This is a genomic window from Gordonia abscondita (genome assembly GCF_032711245.1).
GTDB lineage: Bacteria > Actinomycetota > Actinomycetes > Mycobacteriales > Mycobacteriaceae > Gordonia.
The window spans coordinates 2,508,666-2,524,576 of the sequence record NZ_CP128986.1 but is presented as its reverse complement, the minus strand read 5'-3'; the positions used below and the strand labels follow the sequence as shown (position 1 = coordinate 2,524,576).

The following is a 15,911-nucleotide window of genomic DNA, read 5'->3' as shown; positions in this document are numbered from 1 at the left end:
CTTGCGTAACAGTGAACCAGTAGTCGAGGGTCGCTGTCGAACGGGAACCTTCCGCGACCCCGAATCGTTAGCCCGCTGTGACCCCACCGTCTGCAGAGTCCGAACGACCGAACGAGACGACTCGAAAGCCACACGTATTCGCGAAGCTCGGCGCCAAGTACCACGATCTCCGACACAACCATCGGTACGGCTTCGTCCTGCGCTACGTGACGATCGTCGTCGGCGTCCTCGTCACCGCCCTCGGCGTCGTCGCGATCCCGTACCCCGGCCCCGGGTGGGCGATAGTCTTCCTCGGACTGCTGATTCTGTCGCAGGAACTGGAATGGGCCGCCCGTCTTCGGCAGTGGATCATGGCGAAGCTCAACGCGTTCTACCGTCGTTTCATCGACGGCAACGTGATGGCGCAGATCATTCTCGGCATCGCGACGTGCGCGATCGTGATCGCCACCCTGTGGCTCACCGGTGCCCTAGATCTGGCCGCCGGCTGGGTCGGAATCCACGCCGACTGGCTCAACTCACCGCTGTTCTGACGGCTCCGACCGGTCGACGATGTACCTGGTGATGTGCAGGATCCCGTGCTCGTCCGCGGGGTCGGGCCGACCGACGAGCGCAGCGAGAGCCCGGTCGGCCGCGGCAACGTTGAGGCCCGCGCCGATCACCACGAGCGACGTCCGGGCCGGCCGGTCGGCCCAGGCCTGCGTGGTGACGCGGACAATGCCGCCGACCGCCTGAATCACGTAGGCGTGGTCACGATGTCCGGGCAGATCGATGTAGACCTCGCCTTTGATGCGGTATGCACCGACGGGCGGGCGTTCCAGGAAGCGCGCGAGACGGCGCGGGTCCACGGCGTCCGCCGTCGCGAGCGATGCGGACTGGAACGACGCGTGAAGGTGACCGCTGTGGTCATGGTCCACAGGCTGATCCGCGAACAATTCGTCGAACGTGAGCTGCCGGGCGCCGACGTCGGCGGCACGCTCGGGCGCCTCGTCGAACAGCATCGCCGGGTCGACCGCAGCGTCACTGGCGACGACGGTCGACGCCGTCGGATTCAGTTCGGCGACGAGGTCGCACACCTCGGCGAGCACCGTCGCGTCGACGAGGTCCGCCTTATTGCAGACCACCAGGTCGGCGACCCCGATGTGATCGCGCACTGCCGGGTGTTCGTCGACGGTCCGGGCGAGCGCGGGTGAGTCGACGACGTAGATCAGACCCCCGTACGACGCCGTCGCCCCGCATGCCGCCAGCACGAGCCTGATCAGCGCGCTCGGCTCGGCGATCCCGCTCGCCTCGATCACGATCGCGTCGAGTCCTGCACTCGGCGCGGACAACGCGCCGATCGCCTCCCCGAGACCGTCTGCGTCTGTAGTGCAGCACATGCAGCCGTTCTCGAGTGTGACGGTGCCACCCGCCACCCCGGACACGAGCAGTGCGTCCACGTTGATCGATCCGAAGTCGTTGACTAGAACACCGATCCGTCGTCCATCCGCATTGGCGAGGACATGATTGAGCAGGGTGGTCTTACCGGCCCCCAAGAATCCCGCCAACACAACGACCGGGATGTGCCGCTCACGCACCGGTCTGCACGCATTCTTCGCAGACCACCGCTAACTCGCGACCGTGCCGGTCCGGATGATTGACGACGCGTGATGTCGGCGTCTGGCATTCGGCGCATCGACCGATGATCGCGGGCGCTCCGAAATCTATAGACATTCGCTTGTCGAATACGTACAGCGAGCCCTCCCACAGCCCACGGTCTGCGAAGCGCTCCCCATAGCGCACTATTCCGCCGTCCAGTTGATAGACGTCGGTGAATCCTCGACGCCGCATGATCGCGGTGAGGACCTCGCATCGGACTCCGCCCGTGCAATATGTCACGACCGGTTTGTGTTTCAGGTGATCTAGTTCGCCACTTTCCAGAAGCGGTATGAAGTCGCGTGTGGTCTCCACATCTGGCACGATCGCCCCGCGGAAACGCCCGATTTGCGCCTCGATCGCATTCCGTCCGTCGAGGAATGCGACGTCGCCGCCGCGTTCTTGCATCAACACGTGAAGTTCGTCCGGGCTCAGATGAGTGCCTCCCCCGACGATGCCGTTCTCGTCGACCTCGACCTCGTCGGGTGCGCCGAACGTGACTATCTCGGGGCGCACCTTCACGACCAACCGAGGAAAGTCATCGCCGACCCCGTCCGACCATTTGATGTCCACTCCGCGGAACGGCGTGTACTCACGGGTGGCTCTCACGTACTGTTTCACTTCACGGATGTCGCCACCCACTGTTGCGTTTATCCCGTGGGGTGACACGATGATCCTGCCGCGAAGGCCGAGGGACTCACACACCTGATGCTGCCAGAGACGGATGGCCTCCGGGTCGGGCAGCGGCGTGAACACATAGAACAATACGATTTTGGGGGTCGCCACAGTGCAAGGGTACGGACCACGCGGCGGTATCGCCGCCATAGCCCTACTCGGACTGCTCACGCTCAGCGGCTGCGGGCTCCTCACTGACCAGGGAACCCCCGATCGGATCGTCATTCCCAGCGCCGACGAGCTGTCGACCGAGACCAAACCGTCAACGCTATCGGCGACGCCGACGACCGCCCGTTCGGATTCGAACGACGTCCCGTCCGAGTGGAGCTACGAAAGAGTCATCAAAAGCGCACCCCGAGTGAGCAATTCTGAATTCCAGATCGGCGCGTCCACAGCGGACGGAAGCCGAGAAGACGTATCCGGATATCACTTCACTTCGGCCGATCGTGAAATCCGTTGCTCGACGGGCAACAACGGCGCGAATACGTTGGCGTGCACCTCCGACGAGGTGAAAGGGCCGACGAGCCCGCCAGCCAGCGAAGATGAGGGCTGTTCCTGGAATCGGGAAGTCGCCGTCCTGTCCGGCGACGGAGTATCCGAGGGCGCCTGCGATAACCGTTACTCCGTCCTGTTCCGATCGCGAAGCATCCCATCCGGATCGACGATTTCCGTCGCCCGATTCGCGTGCCTGTCGCAAGATTCGGGACTGTATTGCATCGAGTCAGACGGCGGATCAGGTTTCGCATTGACCGACGACGGATTCACGGAGATCAGAGCAGACGAAAGGGCACCGGAATCATTGACCGGAGTCGAATCGGAAACGGCTCCCTCGACTTCTACTTCTCGTGTGGTACCGACGCGCTGATCATGTGTAAGGTGGGCGACGAAATACCCATAGACTTCTATTAAGGGGCGCCTCGTGGCAAAGAAGACCGTGATCAAGATCGTCGACGACATCGACGGTGCAGAGCTCGATGAATACGAAACCGTTCGCTGGAGTCTCGATGGCAAGAGCTTCGAGTTCGACACGTCTCCTGCGCACGCTGAAGAGTTCCGTAACCATGTGGCCACGTATGTCGCCGCGTCGCGGTCGGTCGGCCGCGCAACGCCGCGCCGTGGAGCAGGATCGGCACGTCCGGGCGCGAACACTCGCGTCATCCGCCAGTGGGCGAACGAGAACGGCCACCCGGTGAGCGACCGCGGTCGAATTCCCGCTGACGTCCTCGCCGCATACGAGGCGGCACACTGATTCCACCCATCTCAAATGACTGAGCCCCGGACCTTGTGGTCCGGGGCTCAGTCATTTGAGATGACACTTTTCCTCACCCCGGTTGTATCTATAGGTCGCGGTACTCGGCCAGGATATTCTGACCAACCATGACTGTCCTTCATAAGGCCCAGCGGCGGATTCGCGCACTGCCCTCTCCTCGCAGGTGGTTGCCGCTGCTGATCGCGGTGCTCCTGATCGGCGCGCTCGCCGCGTGCGGCTCCTCGTCGTCGGACGACGGCGGCGGCGATGACGGACTGTGCGCCCCGCCCGGAGTCAACAGTGCATCAGCGGCGCCGACCAACCTGGCGTCGAGCGCGCAGGCGCCCGACAAGTTCACGACGCCGAACGTCACGCCGCTCGAGGAGATCGACACTTCCGACCTCGGCCTCATCAAACCGGGCACGATCATCGTCGGGACCCTCGGCGACGCTCCGCCGAGCATCTGCGTCAACTCCAAGCAGCAGTACACCGGCATGGACAATGAGATGCTGCGCGCGATGGCCGACAAGCTCGGCTTGCAGGTCGAGTTCGTCGGCACCGAATTCTCCAGTCTGCTCGCCCAGGTCGCCGGCAAACGGTTCGACGTCGGCTCGTCGTCGATCACCACCACCGACGAACGCCGCCAGACCGTCGGCTTCACCAACGGCTACGACTTCGGCTACTTCGCGCTCGCCGCGAAGGTCGACGGAAAGGTCCAGAGCTTCGCCGACTTGAACGCAGGCACCCGTATCGGAGTCGTTCAGGGCACCGTGCAGGACGACTACGTCGCGAACACTCTGGGCCTCGATCCGGTCAAGTTCCCCGACTACGCGACCGCCTACGCGAATCTGCGGTCCGGGCAGATCGACGCGTGGGTCGCACCCAGCCAGCAGGCAGAAGGCACCGTCCAGGCGTCCGACGGGATCGCGATCCTGGAGAACACGTTCAGCATCAACAACTTCACCGGTTGGGCGGTAAACAAGGGCAACCCGAAGTTGACCGAGGCGCTCAACAGCGCGCTCGACTCGATCATCGCCGACGGCACCTGGTCGAAGCTGTACGAGGACTGGGCGCCCCGCGAACTGCCCACAGGCTGGAAGCCCGGCTCCAAGGCCGCACCGTCGCCGCAGCTCCCGGACTTCGCGAAGATCGCCGAGGCGAACGCTGCCAATAAGCCCACGACGGAGGCCGTCGCCCCGAAGAGCACCCTGCAGCAGCTCGGCGACACGTTCTTCAGCGGCGAACAGTTCCGCAAGGCACTGCCCGATCTGGTTAAGACCGGCCTGCCGAACACATTGAAGATCGCGATCACGTCGGGCGTCATCGGCACTGTCCTCGGCATGCTGCTCGCGGTGGCAGGCATCTCCCGCACCCGCTGGCTCCGCTGGCCGGCCCGCGTCTACACCGACATCTTCCGCGGGCTGCCTGCCGTCGTCGTCATCCTGATGGTTGGCCTCGGTTTCGGCCCGGTGGTCAAGAACATCACCGGCGGCAATCCGTTCTGGCTCGGTTCCATCGCGCTGGGGTTGCTCGCCGCCGCGTACATCGGCGAGATCTTCCGATCGGGCATCCAGAGTGTGGAGGACGGTCAGATGGAGGCTTCCCGCGCGCTCGGCTTCTCGTATCGGTCATCGATGTCGCTCGTGGTGGTCCCGCAGGGCATCCGCCGCGTCCTGCCCGCGCTGATGAACCAGTTCATCGTGTTGATCAAGGATTCGTCGCTGATCTACTTCCTGGGCCTCACCGTGACCCAGCGCGACTTGTTCGCGGTCGGCAAGGACTTCAACGCCAACAGCGGTAACCTGACGCCGCTGCTCGCCGCAGGCCTGCTGTATCTGATCTTGACCGTCCCACTGACCCACCTGGTCAATTACATCGACAAGCGCCTGCGCACCGGAAAGGCCTGACCTCACCATGAGCACCCCTACCCCACCGGTCACCCACCCGCTGGTCAGCAGCGATGCCGCGATCTCGCTGACCGGCACGGATTTGCACCTGTCGTTCGGCGAAAATCATGTGCTGCGCGGCGTCGACATCCACGTGGACGCGGGCACCACGACAACGGTCATCGGGCCGTCGGGTTCGGGCAAGTCGACGCTGCTCCGCGTCCTGAACCGGCTCCACGAACCGCAGCAGGGCGACATCCTCATCGACGGCCGCTCGGTCCTCGGCGACAACCCGGACGAGCTCCGACGCCGTATCGGCATGGTTTTCCAGCAGTTCAACTTGTTCCCGCATAAGACCGTCGCGCAGAACGTCGCTCTCGCGCCCCGCAAGCTGCGCGGTTTGAGCAGGGACGAGGCATACCAGCTGGCACTCACCCAACTCGACGCGGTCGGACTCAAACACAAGGCAGACGTCCGGCCGTCCACCCTGTCCGGCGGTCAGCAGCAGCGTGTCGCGATCGCGCGGGCGCTGGCGATGAAACCGGAGATCATGTTCTTCGACGAAGCGACGAGCGCGCTCGACCCCGAACTCGTCAAGGGCGTCCTCTCTCTGATGGCCGAACTCTCGACGGAAGGCATGACGATGATCGTCGTGACCCACGAGATGGGGTACGCGCGCGACGTCTCCGACAACGTCGTCTTCATGGACGAGGGTTCGGTCGTTGAGACCGGCACCCCGGAGAAGCTGTTCGACGACGCCGAGAGCGACCGCCTGCGCACGTTCCTGTCACAGGTGCTGTAGGGCCTCGGTGAACGCGCGCGAAGCGTAGAACGGTGCCAGTCGCCGCCGCAGCGAGGCCGCCAAGAAGCCTCGGCGGTCGATCTCGGCGATGACCGGCGGGCCGAATCGGTTGGCCTCCTCGAGGAGTTCGTCGTACCCGATCCCGAGGTCGGCGAGGAGTTCAGCGAGGGACGTGTCCCCATAAGTGTCGAAGACCTCGTCGACGCCGTCGGCGAGGAGCCGGGCGAAGTAGTCGGTGTCGCGGAAGAGCCGCCAGAACTCGAAGACGAGCACGACGACGTCTTCCACGTCACCGGGTTCGACGAGCGAGCTCACGGCGTCGACGCCCGGCCCGGCACCGGCCCGGGACAGATCACGCATCGTGTCCGCGAGCAGCTCGTCGGATTCGGATCTGTTGGCGCGCAACACGAACGTCGCTGCGCGCCGGGTCACCGACTCGACCGCGCCGTCGACGTAACGACGCAGGCCGCTCGGCAGGCGCGACGAATCGACGGACCGCTGGACAGCTTCGACGAAGGTGTCGACGGTCGCAGGAGAGTCGAGCATCCGCTCGAACAGCCTGCGCGAGAGACCGAGTTGCGCGATGTCGTCGGTCAGGTCGTCGGCCTGCTTCCGGCCGATCAGTTCGGCCAGGACGACGTCGTCGGATGCGGAGTCCTCGTACAGCCGTGCGGCGACCCGTCCGACGAGTTCGGGTATCGCACCCTCCACCGGAAACGCGATCGCATACTTGTGTGCGACGGCTTTGATCAGGTCCCGCGACACCGCTTCGGACAGGGTGAGGTGCGCGGCGTCATCAAGCGCGTGCGTGATCTCCTCATGCACTAATGCGGCGAACTCATCCGGATCGGTCAGCTGACTGCACATGAATTCGACGTGGGCGTCGAGCAGTCGGGCGGCCAGATCGTTGTCGGCGACGTGGTTGTCAGCGGTCATGCCTGTGCACCCTACTCATGCGAGGAGTTCATTCAACACGGTCACCACACCGTGTTCGACGTTCGACGGCGCACGAAACCGTGCGCGCGCCGTCACGGCGGGGTGTGCGTTGTCCATCGCGTACGAGAAGTCCGCCGCGTCGAGCATCTCGAGGTCGTTGAGGTAGTCGCCGAAGACAACGGTCTGCGCGGCGCTCACCCCGAAGTCCTGTTGCAGCCGACGGACGCCGACGCCCTTGTGCACACCGCGTCCGGTGATGTCGAGCCAGTGGGCGCCCGACACGACGAGCGCGTGGTCGTCACCGAGGTGGGCTAGGACGCCGCTCGCGGTGGCCGCCGCTTCGTCGAAGTCGTAGATCGCGATCTTGACGACCCCGTCAGTGTCGGCAGCGAGATCGTCGACCTGATGCAGCACGGCGCAGTAGGTCGCGGCGTGGCGAGCGAATTCGGGGTCGGACGATTCGATGGCCGCTCCGTCCGCTCGGCACGCGATGGCCCGGAGCCGCGCGCCGTCGGCGTTCGCGGCGCGAACCGTGCGGACCGCGTGCCGCACGAATTCGGGGTCCATCGCGTCCGCGTGCAGCAGTCTGCCTTCTCGGACGGCGACCGCCCCGTTCTCGGCGACGTACGACAACGTTCCGGGGAACCGGTCGAATAATCTGACCAGGCTCTGGTACTGGCGGCCGCTTGCCGGGACGAACGCGATGCCCCGCGCGGTCATCTCGTGCAGGAGTGGCCAGAACTCGTCCGGCACGAGACCGTCGGCGTCGAGCAGCGTGCCGTCCATATCGCAGACCACGAGTCGTATTTCGGCGGCGGGTTCGGGCACGGTGGATGCACCTCTCGTCAGCTGGCCACCCGGATATCCGGGGATGATCGGTCCAGTCTATTGCCGCACGTTTGTGGCTACTGTTGGGATCGCGTTGCACGAAGGTCGGCTGACAACCGTTGTGCAACGCGATCTTCGAACAGATCGAGCGGAACACAGCCAGACTTTTGTTAATGGTTGTCATTACCGATATTCTGGAAGCATGAAGGTTCGGAACTCACTCAAGTCACTCAAGAATCAGCCCGGCGCCCAGGTCGTGCGGCGACGGGGTCGCACATTCGTCATCAACAAGAAGAATCCACGCTTCAAAGGCCGACAGGGCTAACCGCGCCCGCGCCGCGCAAAACGATCGAAAAGCTAGTTACGCGCACAAGCGTGACTGTGACGTGGACAACTCCGAGACTCGTTGACGACGCCAAACCACAATCCGGTGGCAGGCGCGAGTGAATCGAGACGACGATGCTTGTAGTCCTCGGCCTGGCGATGGTGGCCGTGTTCATGTTTCTGATCATGACCAAGCGCGCGACGCCGGTCGTCGCGCTGATCCTGGTCCCCACTGCCTTCGGACTGTTCGCAGGCGCGGGCCTGGGCATCAGCGACATGATCTCCGACGGGATCAAAGATCTCGCACCGACCGCGGCGATGCTGTTCTTCGCGATCGTATTCTTCGGGATCATGATCGACGTCGGCCTGTTCGATCCCATCGTGCGGGCCGTCGTCCGCCTCGTCCGGAACGATCCGGCACGCCTAGTCGTCGGTACCGGAGTCCTCGCCGCCGTCGTCTCGCTCGACGGTGACGGATCGACCACGTTCATCATCGTCACATCCGCACTGCTGCCGCTGTACCTCAAACTCGGAGTGAGTCCAGTTGTCCTGACGGTCACCGCAGGCCTGGCCAATGGCACCATGAACATCCTGCCGTGGGGCGGCCCCACCGCTCGCGCGGCCGCGGCGCTCAACATCGACGCCTCCGACGTCTTCGTTCCCATGATTCCCTCGCTGATCGTCGGCATGATCGTCGTGCTGGCGTTCGCCTACCACCTCGGCATCATGGAACGCAGGCGCATCGGCCGCATCGAGATCGCGCCGTCCGTCCTCGCGTCCGCGACAGCGTCCGTGGGGACCGGCGGCAGCGGCCTGCCGCCCACGGACGGCATCTCGTCGCGCCCGTCAGGCTCCGCCGGCGACGCTGACCGTGACAGCGACGACACCGCGTTCGGCGGTGTCCTCGACCCTGCGCGGGCAACGCTCCGACCTAAGCTGCTGTGGGTCAACGCAGCGCTCACGGTGGGGCTCCTCGCCGTACTCGGCGCGGATGTCATCGCGATCCCGGTCCTGTTCATGATCGCGGCCGGCCTCGCATTGATCATTAACTTCCCGCAGCTCAAGGATCAGCAGGAGGCGATCGTCAGGCACTCGTCGTCAATCGTGTCGGTCGTCGCGATGGTCCTGGCGGCGGCTGTTCTCACCGGCGTCTTCGCGGGAACCGGCATGGTCGAAGCGCTCGCCCACTGGTTGACCGGAGCCATCCCGGACGCGATGGGCCCGCATATGGCGATCGTCGCGGGAATCCTGTCGATCCCGATGACATTCCTGATGAGCAACGACGCCTTCTATTTCGGGGTGATGCCGGTCCTCACCGAGACCGCGTCGAAGTACGGCATCGATCCGGCCGAAATGGCGCGCGCATCGATCACCGGACAGCCCGTGCACATGCAGAGTCCCCTGGTTCCGGCGATCCTCCTGCTCGTCGCCCTGGCCGCCGTGCCGCTGGCCGACCACCACAAGAAGGTCCTGTGGCGGGCCGCCGTCGTGTCCGTGGTGATGCTGTTGGTCGGCGGCCTCGTCGGAGCCATTCCGTTCTGAATCGTCCAGACTCCTCCTACGCTGGCATCATGCCGCGAGCGAATACCGACACGCGCCCCGTCCGCCGACCGGGGCGCGTGTCGTTGGTCGCTCAGGTCCTGTTGATGCAGATCGCCGTACTCGTAGTCAGCTTGACCGTCGGATTCGGTTGGCACATCAGCAAAGTCGACGACGACATGCGGACCGAGCACGCCGAACGCGCCCTCGCGGTGTCCCGCGCAGTCGCGGCCGACCCCGACGTCCGCAAGCTCCTCGGAGCACTGCAGGGGCGCGACCTCGACGCAGCAGCGCTCACCTCGGGCGTCCTGCAGCGTGAGGCGGTCGACATCGCGCAGCGGACGGGCGTCCTGTTCGTGGTGATCGCGAACGCCGACGGCATCCGCGTCGCGCACCCCGATCCCGACGAGATCGGCGAGCACGTGTCAACCGACCCCCGTCAAGTACTCGACGGCGAGGACGTCATCGATACCGACCGAGGCACCCTCGGCGAGTCGGTGCGCGGCAAAGCCCCGGTTCACGACGACGACGGCAAGCTAGTCGGCTTCGTCAGCACCGGCATCTCCACACAGCGCGTCGCTGACGCCACCCGCCACTACATCGCCGTCACCGTCGGCCTCGCGGCAGCCGCGCTCGCGATCGGAGTCGTCGGAGCGGTTTTGATCGCACGCCGATGGCGGCGTCTCACCTTAGGCCTCGAACCGGACGATCTCGTGGATCTCGTCGGCGAGCAACGCGCCGTCCTGCATTCGCTCGCCGACGGGGTCCTCGCCATCGACGAACGCGGGCGGCTGCGGATGATCAACGACCGCGCACGAGAACTCCTCGACGTGGACGCACCGGTGGAGACCGATGTCGACGAGCTGGGTCTGTCTCCGCGGATCCGGCGTGTTCTGCAAGCTCCGCAGCACGAGCCGATCGCGGCGACAGTCGGCGACCGCGTCGTCGTCATGAGCTCGCACCGGGTCGACGCAGACGGACGTGACCTCGGCATGGTGCTGTCCGTGATCGACCGCACCGACATCGAGGATCTAACACGCGAACTCGACGCCGTCCGCACCATGAGCGAAGCGCTGCGCGCGCAGCGCCACGAGACGGCGAACCGGTTCCACGTGCTGGCCGGTCTCCTGCGCCAAGGCGACGTCGACGAAGCCGCCGACTACTTGGCCGAGGTGACCGGTTCGGCAGGCCGGTCCGGACTGAGCGGCTTGGAGAACGTCGTCGAGCCCCACCTGCACGCGTTCCTCGACGCGAAGGCGGTCCTCGCCCGCGAACGCGGTGTCGCGGTCACCCTCGGACCGCAGACCTGGGTGGCTGGCACGCTCACTTCTCCGGTTGCGGCGACGACGGTGGTCGGCAACCTCCTCGACAACGCCATCGACGCCGCGGCGACGGGCACGGGCGCCGCCGTCGACGTGGAACTGCTGACCGATGGCGACACGCTCTGGGTGACGGTCGCCGACACCGGTGACGGAATCGCCTTCGACGACCCGAGCGACGTGTTCGCCGAAGGCGTCTCGTCCAAAGCCCGCGGGTCGGCTCCGGCCGGGCGGGGAATGGGGCTGGCGCTGGCCAGACAGATCTGTCTCCGACATGGAGGGGACATCCGCATCGCTGATCCCGGCGGCCCTGGGGCGTCGCAGCGTACTGTCTTCGTCGCCGACTTGCCCGATGTGATGACCGAAGGAGACCTGCGATGACGGACGGCCCCGAGATCGGTGTGCTCATTCTCGACGACGACTTCCGCGTGGCGCGCCTGCACGCGGCGATCGTCGATGCGCTGCCCGGTTTCCGCGTCATCGCGCAGGTCGGGTCGGTGGCGGACGCCCGTGCCGCGGTCGCCAAAGAGCGAGTCGCTGTCGACCTGGCGCTGGTGGACGTCTATCTGCCGGACGGCTCGGGCATCGACCTCGTCGCGGAACTGCCGTGCGACTGCTTCGTAGTGGGCGCCGAGTCGGGCAGCGACGCGGTTCGACGTGCCACCCGGTCCGGCGCGTTGACCTATCTGATCAAACCGTTCGACGACACCGAGCTAGCGCGACGGCTGGCCGGCTACGCCCGATACCGTCGGCTCCTGGCGGGCGGGGCCGTCGACCAGGCGCAGGTGGACGACGCGCTCGCAGCCATCCGCTTCGGCGGGCGGAGCAACGACCGGACGGCGATGACGTCACCGACCGAGGAGCGGATCCTCGGCTTGTTCGCCGACGGAGCGACACTATTCGCAGACGACGTGTCCCAACAGATCGGTGTGGCCGCACCGACCGCGCGCAGGCATCTTGCGAACCTCGTCGCCGCGGGACGCCTCGGCATGAGCCTGCAGTACGGCGGGACCGGCAGACCACGGCAGGTGTACAAATCGTCGTGACGTGCATCGGCCGTGACCGGCAGCTAACTGGCGTCCCGATTCGCGAGCGCTTTCTCCACGCGCTCGAGTTTGCCGTCGATCTCACCGGTATGGCCGGGCCGGATGTCGGCTTTGAGTACCAGCGACATCCGCGACCCGTACCGGCCGGCCTCGTCAGTGGCGCGTCGAACCACATCCATCACCTCGTCCCACTCGCCTTCGATCTCGGTGAACATGGAGCTCGTCCGGTTCGGCAGGCCTGACTCCCGGACGATCCGGACCGCGGCGGCGACTGCTTTATGGACACTGGCCTGATCCTCGGCGGACGGTGCGATTGCCGGATCGGAGGGTGGACCGGACGGAGCGACGGAGAAGGCGACGATCATGGTGTCCACTGTTCCACTTCACGGCAGGCCACGTTCGGTACACCGCGACAGCTCAGTCGGCCGACTGCGGCTTCTTCCTGCGCAGCGGGATGCGGTCGCGGGCGACGAGCCACTTGGCGGCGGGCGTGCGCAGCAGCAGGTCTACGAGGACCAGCGAGAGCGCGAGCACGACGACCACCAGGACCGTCGAACGGGTGGCGGCCGACCTCGGGAACCACTCGTACAGTTCGGGAGTGAATCCGACGCGGTTGAGGATGTCGAGGATCAATGGGTGGACGGCGAACACGCCGAATGCGCGGATAGTCGCGTACGAGACCGCCCGCGCACCCACTTTGCGGCCGCTGACGCGGAGGGCGTCCCAGCCCATCGCCGCCAGCCACAGCAGGACGACGCCGCTGACCAGCCACAGCAGCAACGGCGGATTCCACGGTGTGGTGGCCTGCCACGGAACGTCGCCCGGCTCGGTCATCCAGAAGTACACGGCGATACTCGCCCCGGCGCCGAGGACACAGGCACTCACGACGGGAACGACGTGGGCGCGCAACCAACTCTGCACCTGGTCTAGGTGCAGCGCGGTGAGCCCGCCGATCGCCACGAACAACGTGTACATCGGCAGCGTCTTCCAGGCGTGCTCGTACACCTGATCCCACGCGGAGCCACCCGGCCGAGGCAACCACTGGTAGGTCGCGAACATCAGAATCTGGATCGCCGTCGCGGACGCCAACACCAGCCACGGGTGCCTGATCGTCCGCTCGAGAATCCACGAGATCATCGGGAAGAACAGGTAGATCTGCATGGAGATGAGCAGGAAGTAGAGCTGATATTTGCCGGTGCCCGCGAGCACAGCCCAACCGAGGTCTTGGAAGAACTGGCCGACCCCCGGAAACTGGTCACCGGTGATCAACAGATGGTCGGACACCGTGTAGGCGACCGTCCACACGAGGTACGGGGCGACGACCAGCCCGAATCGTCGCCGCCAGAACTGGACGGGCCTCATCGTCCGTCCACGCATGCTGAGCACGAGGACGAACAGGGTGACCGCAACGAACCCGTAGCGGGTCACGTGCAACAGGGTGCCGACGAGTTGCGCCGAACGCAGGACGTCCGGGTCGGTGTTGATGCCGCTCACGCTGTGCGCGACGACGACGCCCGCGAACAGCACGACGCGTACGAAGTCGGCGGTCAGCGCGCGACCACCTGTGCGGGGCGCGGGTTTCGCTGGCTTCTCGAGTCTCCCGGCGCCAGATGGCGCAGGCGGCGGGTCACCGACGACGGTCTGCCCTTCGCCGGTCCTCACACGCTCCGTCTCCTCGACGGTCCGCTCCACTCTCGACACCTCCGCGAGTCCTCGTTCACCCCACGACCCCGCCCCGCGCCGGAGTCTACGGACCGAACCTGGGAACGGCACACAGAAACTCGTCGGGCGCGTCGCGTCGATCACTCACGGATTGGACTATGCCTGCCTAGAGGTCTAGGCCACGGCGCCCCCATCGTCAGGCGGTGGGCCCGTGGCCGGGTAGAACGCACACCGCGTCGATGCCCAACACGCGGTTGAGTCTGCCGAATGCCAACCACGAACCCAGGCACATCGACAGTTCGACAATTTCTCGATCTGCATAGGATGCCCGCATTCGTGTCCAGAATTCGTCGTCGAGTCCGTGGTGGTCGAGTGCGTACCGTTCGGCGTATTCGGCGGCCAGGCGGGTGCGCTCGTCGAAGGCGTCGCTGACGCGCCATTGTTCGACCGCGGTGTCGAAGGTGTCCTCGACCTTCTGTCCGTCGCGTTCGGTACGCCAGTCCTGACAGAACAGACAGCCATTGATCTGCGCGATCCGTAGCCGCGCCGCCTCGAACTCGCGGAGCCCGAGGGTGCTGTGCTCGTAGACGCTGGTCGCCAGCGTCGCGGCAGCCGGTCCGATGCCGGGGACGAGTTCGCCCCACACGTAACCGATGGGGTCTTTGCCGTCGGGGATGTCGATGATCACGGTCAACTCCTGGAGCTTCGAAGGTGGACGGAGGGTGTTAGCGGAACGTCAAGTCCGTCGTACAGTCCCGGTTCGGCGCTGCGAAGCCAAGCAATCGCGTTGACGATGCGGTCGGCGGCGGTCGCGTTGCCTCCTGCCGACCGGTTGCCGTCCTCGTCGGTCGCTTCGACGTTGATCTCGATGCGCGGACGGCCTTCGATGACGACGCGGTGTGCGCCGTCGCCGCCTGCTGGCGGGGTCGGCCAGTCGGGCGCGACGTCGGCGACGATGCGGGTGACGTGTTCGATCACGATCAACGCGCGACCGTCGACGATGCCCTGCACTTCGAATCGCAACGCACCCTGCGTCCCTTCCCTGAAGTCGCCGAGAGCGGTGGTGACCTGCGTGGTCAACGGCGCTCGATCGACTACTTCGCGGATCTCGTCGAGTCGCACGCCGAGTGCCCGCGCGATGAGGCGGATCTGGCCGCCCCAGACCATGGTCGGCACACCGGAACCGACCATCGGGGGCTCGTAGTCCATGGGCTGCCCCATGCCGACGAGATAGCGGACGGAGTCTTCGGCGTCGTAGGTGGAGTAGTCGAAGATCTCCTGGCAGCGGATCTGTTCGATGCGCGCGCCGAGTCCGCTGGCGAGGACTGGGAGCAGGTCGTTGCCCCACCCGGGGTCGATTCCGCTGACGAACAGCGCCGATCTACCTGTCGCGCACGCCTGCTCGACGGGATCTCGCAGTTCCGGTGGCGCGCTGCGGTGATCGTAGAGCGCGTACACCGACGTGCTGACGACGACGGCGCCGGCGGCGAGGACTCTGATGATGTCGGCGACCGCGTCGTCCGGCCGCAGTTCGCCCGACGCGGCGTACACGAGTGCGCCCGCTCCGTCGAGACTCGCCAGGGCGGCGCCGATGTCGCGTGTGGCCCGCACGCCGAGGTCGTCGGGGAGATCGGCTAGCCGCCCCGCGTCGCGCCCCGACTTCGCCTCCGACGTGACGATCACCGCCGTGAGAGTGAGGTCGGGGTGCGCATCGACGGCTCGGATAGCCGCTCGACCGACATTTCCGGTACCCCATACGACGACGGGTATCGGCGAGTGAAACACGTTACAGTCGGCCATGGCCTGAGCGTAACCGGAGTCACGGTGACCGGAGCACGTTCTACCCGATCTTCCCGTTGACGAGGCCACTCGACGCCGACCGGTCGAGTACAAATGGCATGGCAGGCCCGCCATCGGCACGACACTCCAGGTCGCCGATGAATTACATATCTGTTATTCCCGCTCCCAGGTTTCACACACCGTCACTGTGACGTACGGTGCAGAAGACGACTC

At 65.6% G+C, this 15,911-nt stretch carries 16 protein-coding genes; 8 read left to right on the top strand and 8 right to left on the bottom strand.

Translation table 11 applies throughout. The annotated features are described in order from the left end of the window. The first annotated feature begins 77 nt into the window (after positions 1-77). On the top strand, positions 78-530 hold the full coding sequence (locus MP11Mi_RS11850) for a TIGR02611 family protein (RefSeq protein WP_420039118.1): 453 nt from the start codon (positions 78-80) through the stop codon (positions 528-530). Here MP11Mi_RS11850 and MP11Mi_RS11845 read toward each other — a convergent pair. Together MP11Mi_RS11845 and trhO are read right to left on the bottom strand one after the other, a co-directional pair. After that, positions 516-1,574, bottom strand: coding sequence for a CobW family GTP-binding protein (locus tag MP11Mi_RS11845; RefSeq protein WP_420039117.1), 1,059 nt, complete (start codon positions 1,572-1,574; stop codon positions 516-518). The two genes, MP11Mi_RS11850 and MP11Mi_RS11845, sit on opposite strands and share 15 nt — an antisense overlap. Next, positions 1,567-2,418, bottom strand: a complete 852-nt coding sequence (trhO, locus tag MP11Mi_RS11840) for an oxygen-dependent tRNA uridine(34) hydroxylase TrhO (protein ID WP_420039116.1) — start codon at positions 2,416-2,418, stop codon at positions 1,567-1,569. Before trhO ends, MP11Mi_RS11845 begins: the two co-directional genes overlap by 8 nt. An 808-nt stretch (positions 2,419-3,226) precedes the next feature. Between trhO and MP11Mi_RS11835 the strand changes: the two genes are divergently transcribed. The 3 genes from MP11Mi_RS11835 (at position 3,227) to MP11Mi_RS11825 (ending at position 6,244) form a co-directional block, all read left to right on the top strand. Further along, positions 3,227-3,556: a histone-like nucleoid-structuring protein Lsr2 gene (locus tag MP11Mi_RS11835; protein ID WP_420039115.1), complete on the top strand. Its 330-nt coding sequence runs from the start codon at positions 3,227-3,229 to the stop codon at positions 3,554-3,556. A gap of 128 nt (positions 3,557-3,684) precedes the next feature. Then, positions 3,685-5,463: an ABC transporter substrate-binding protein/permease gene (locus MP11Mi_RS11830; RefSeq protein WP_420039114.1), complete on the top strand. Its 1,779-nt coding sequence runs from the start codon at positions 3,685-3,687 to the stop codon at positions 5,461-5,463. Between the two features lie 7 nt (positions 5,464-5,470). Then, on the top strand, positions 5,471-6,244 hold the full coding sequence (locus tag MP11Mi_RS11825; protein ID WP_420039113.1) for an amino acid ABC transporter ATP-binding protein: 774 nt from the start codon (positions 5,471-5,473) through the stop codon (positions 6,242-6,244). On the opposite strand, the gene MP11Mi_RS11820 is transcribed toward MP11Mi_RS11825, so the two are convergent. Continuing rightward, entirely contained in the window at positions 6,230-7,180 is a 951-nt protein-coding gene (locus MP11Mi_RS11820; protein WP_420039112.1) for a hypothetical protein, read from the bottom strand. The two genes, MP11Mi_RS11825 and MP11Mi_RS11820, sit on opposite strands and share 15 nt — an antisense overlap. A gap of 15 nt (positions 7,181-7,195) precedes the next feature. Beyond that, entirely contained in the window at positions 7,196-8,008 is an 813-nt protein-coding gene (locus tag MP11Mi_RS11815) for a Cof-type HAD-IIB family hydrolase (protein ID WP_420039111.1), read from the bottom strand. Positions 8,009-8,210: 202 nt separating this feature from the next. Between MP11Mi_RS11815 and ykgO the strand changes: the two genes are divergently transcribed. From ykgO to MP11Mi_RS11795, 4 genes are all read left to right on the top strand, one after another. Further along, positions 8,211-8,333: a type B 50S ribosomal protein L36 gene (ykgO, locus tag MP11Mi_RS11810; protein WP_420039110.1), complete on the top strand. Its 123-nt coding sequence runs from the start codon at positions 8,211-8,213 to the stop codon at positions 8,331-8,333. A 134-nt stretch (positions 8,334-8,467) separates the two neighbouring features. Beyond that, positions 8,468-9,874, top strand: a complete 1,407-nt coding sequence (locus MP11Mi_RS11805; protein WP_420039109.1) for a CitMHS family transporter — start codon at positions 8,468-8,470, stop codon at positions 9,872-9,874. 29 nt (positions 9,875-9,903) lie between these two features. After that, the gene (locus MP11Mi_RS11800; protein WP_420039108.1) at positions 9,904-11,571 is read left to right on the top strand and encodes a sensor histidine kinase; all 1,668 of its coding nucleotides are present in this window, start codon (positions 9,904-9,906) and stop codon (positions 11,569-11,571) included. Beyond that, a complete protein-coding gene (locus MP11Mi_RS11795; RefSeq protein WP_420039107.1) occupies positions 11,568-12,236 on the top strand; it encodes a response regulator in 669 nt (222 codons plus the stop codon). Before MP11Mi_RS11800 ends, MP11Mi_RS11795 begins: the two co-directional genes overlap by 4 nt. 23 nt (positions 12,237-12,259) lie before the next feature. Here MP11Mi_RS11795 and MP11Mi_RS11790 read toward each other — a convergent pair whose 3' ends face one another. The 4 genes from MP11Mi_RS11790 to MP11Mi_RS11775 form a co-directional block, all read right to left on the bottom strand. Then, positions 12,260-12,601 (bottom strand): thiamine-binding protein, encoded by a 342-nt coding sequence (locus tag MP11Mi_RS11790; protein WP_420039106.1) that lies wholly within the window; start codon positions 12,599-12,601, stop codon positions 12,260-12,262. A gap of 52 nt (positions 12,602-12,653) precedes the next feature. Beyond that, the gene (locus tag MP11Mi_RS11785; RefSeq protein WP_420039105.1) at positions 12,654-13,928 is read right to left on the bottom strand and encodes an acyltransferase; all 1,275 of its coding nucleotides are present in this window, start codon (positions 13,926-13,928) and stop codon (positions 12,654-12,656) included. Between the two features lie 166 nt (positions 13,929-14,094). Continuing rightward, positions 14,095-14,586 carry a carboxymuconolactone decarboxylase family protein gene (locus MP11Mi_RS11780; protein ID WP_420039104.1) on the bottom strand — a complete coding sequence of 164 codons (492 nt, stop codon included), beginning with the start codon at positions 14,584-14,586 and terminating at the stop codon, positions 14,095-14,097. Positions 14,587-14,588: 2 nt separating this feature from the next. Further along, positions 14,589-15,698 carry an NAD(P)H-dependent amine dehydrogenase family protein gene (locus tag MP11Mi_RS11775; protein ID WP_420039103.1) on the bottom strand — a complete coding sequence of 370 codons (1,110 nt, stop codon included), beginning with the start codon at positions 15,696-15,698 and terminating at the stop codon, positions 14,589-14,591. Positions 15,699-15,911: the final 213 nt, after the last annotated feature.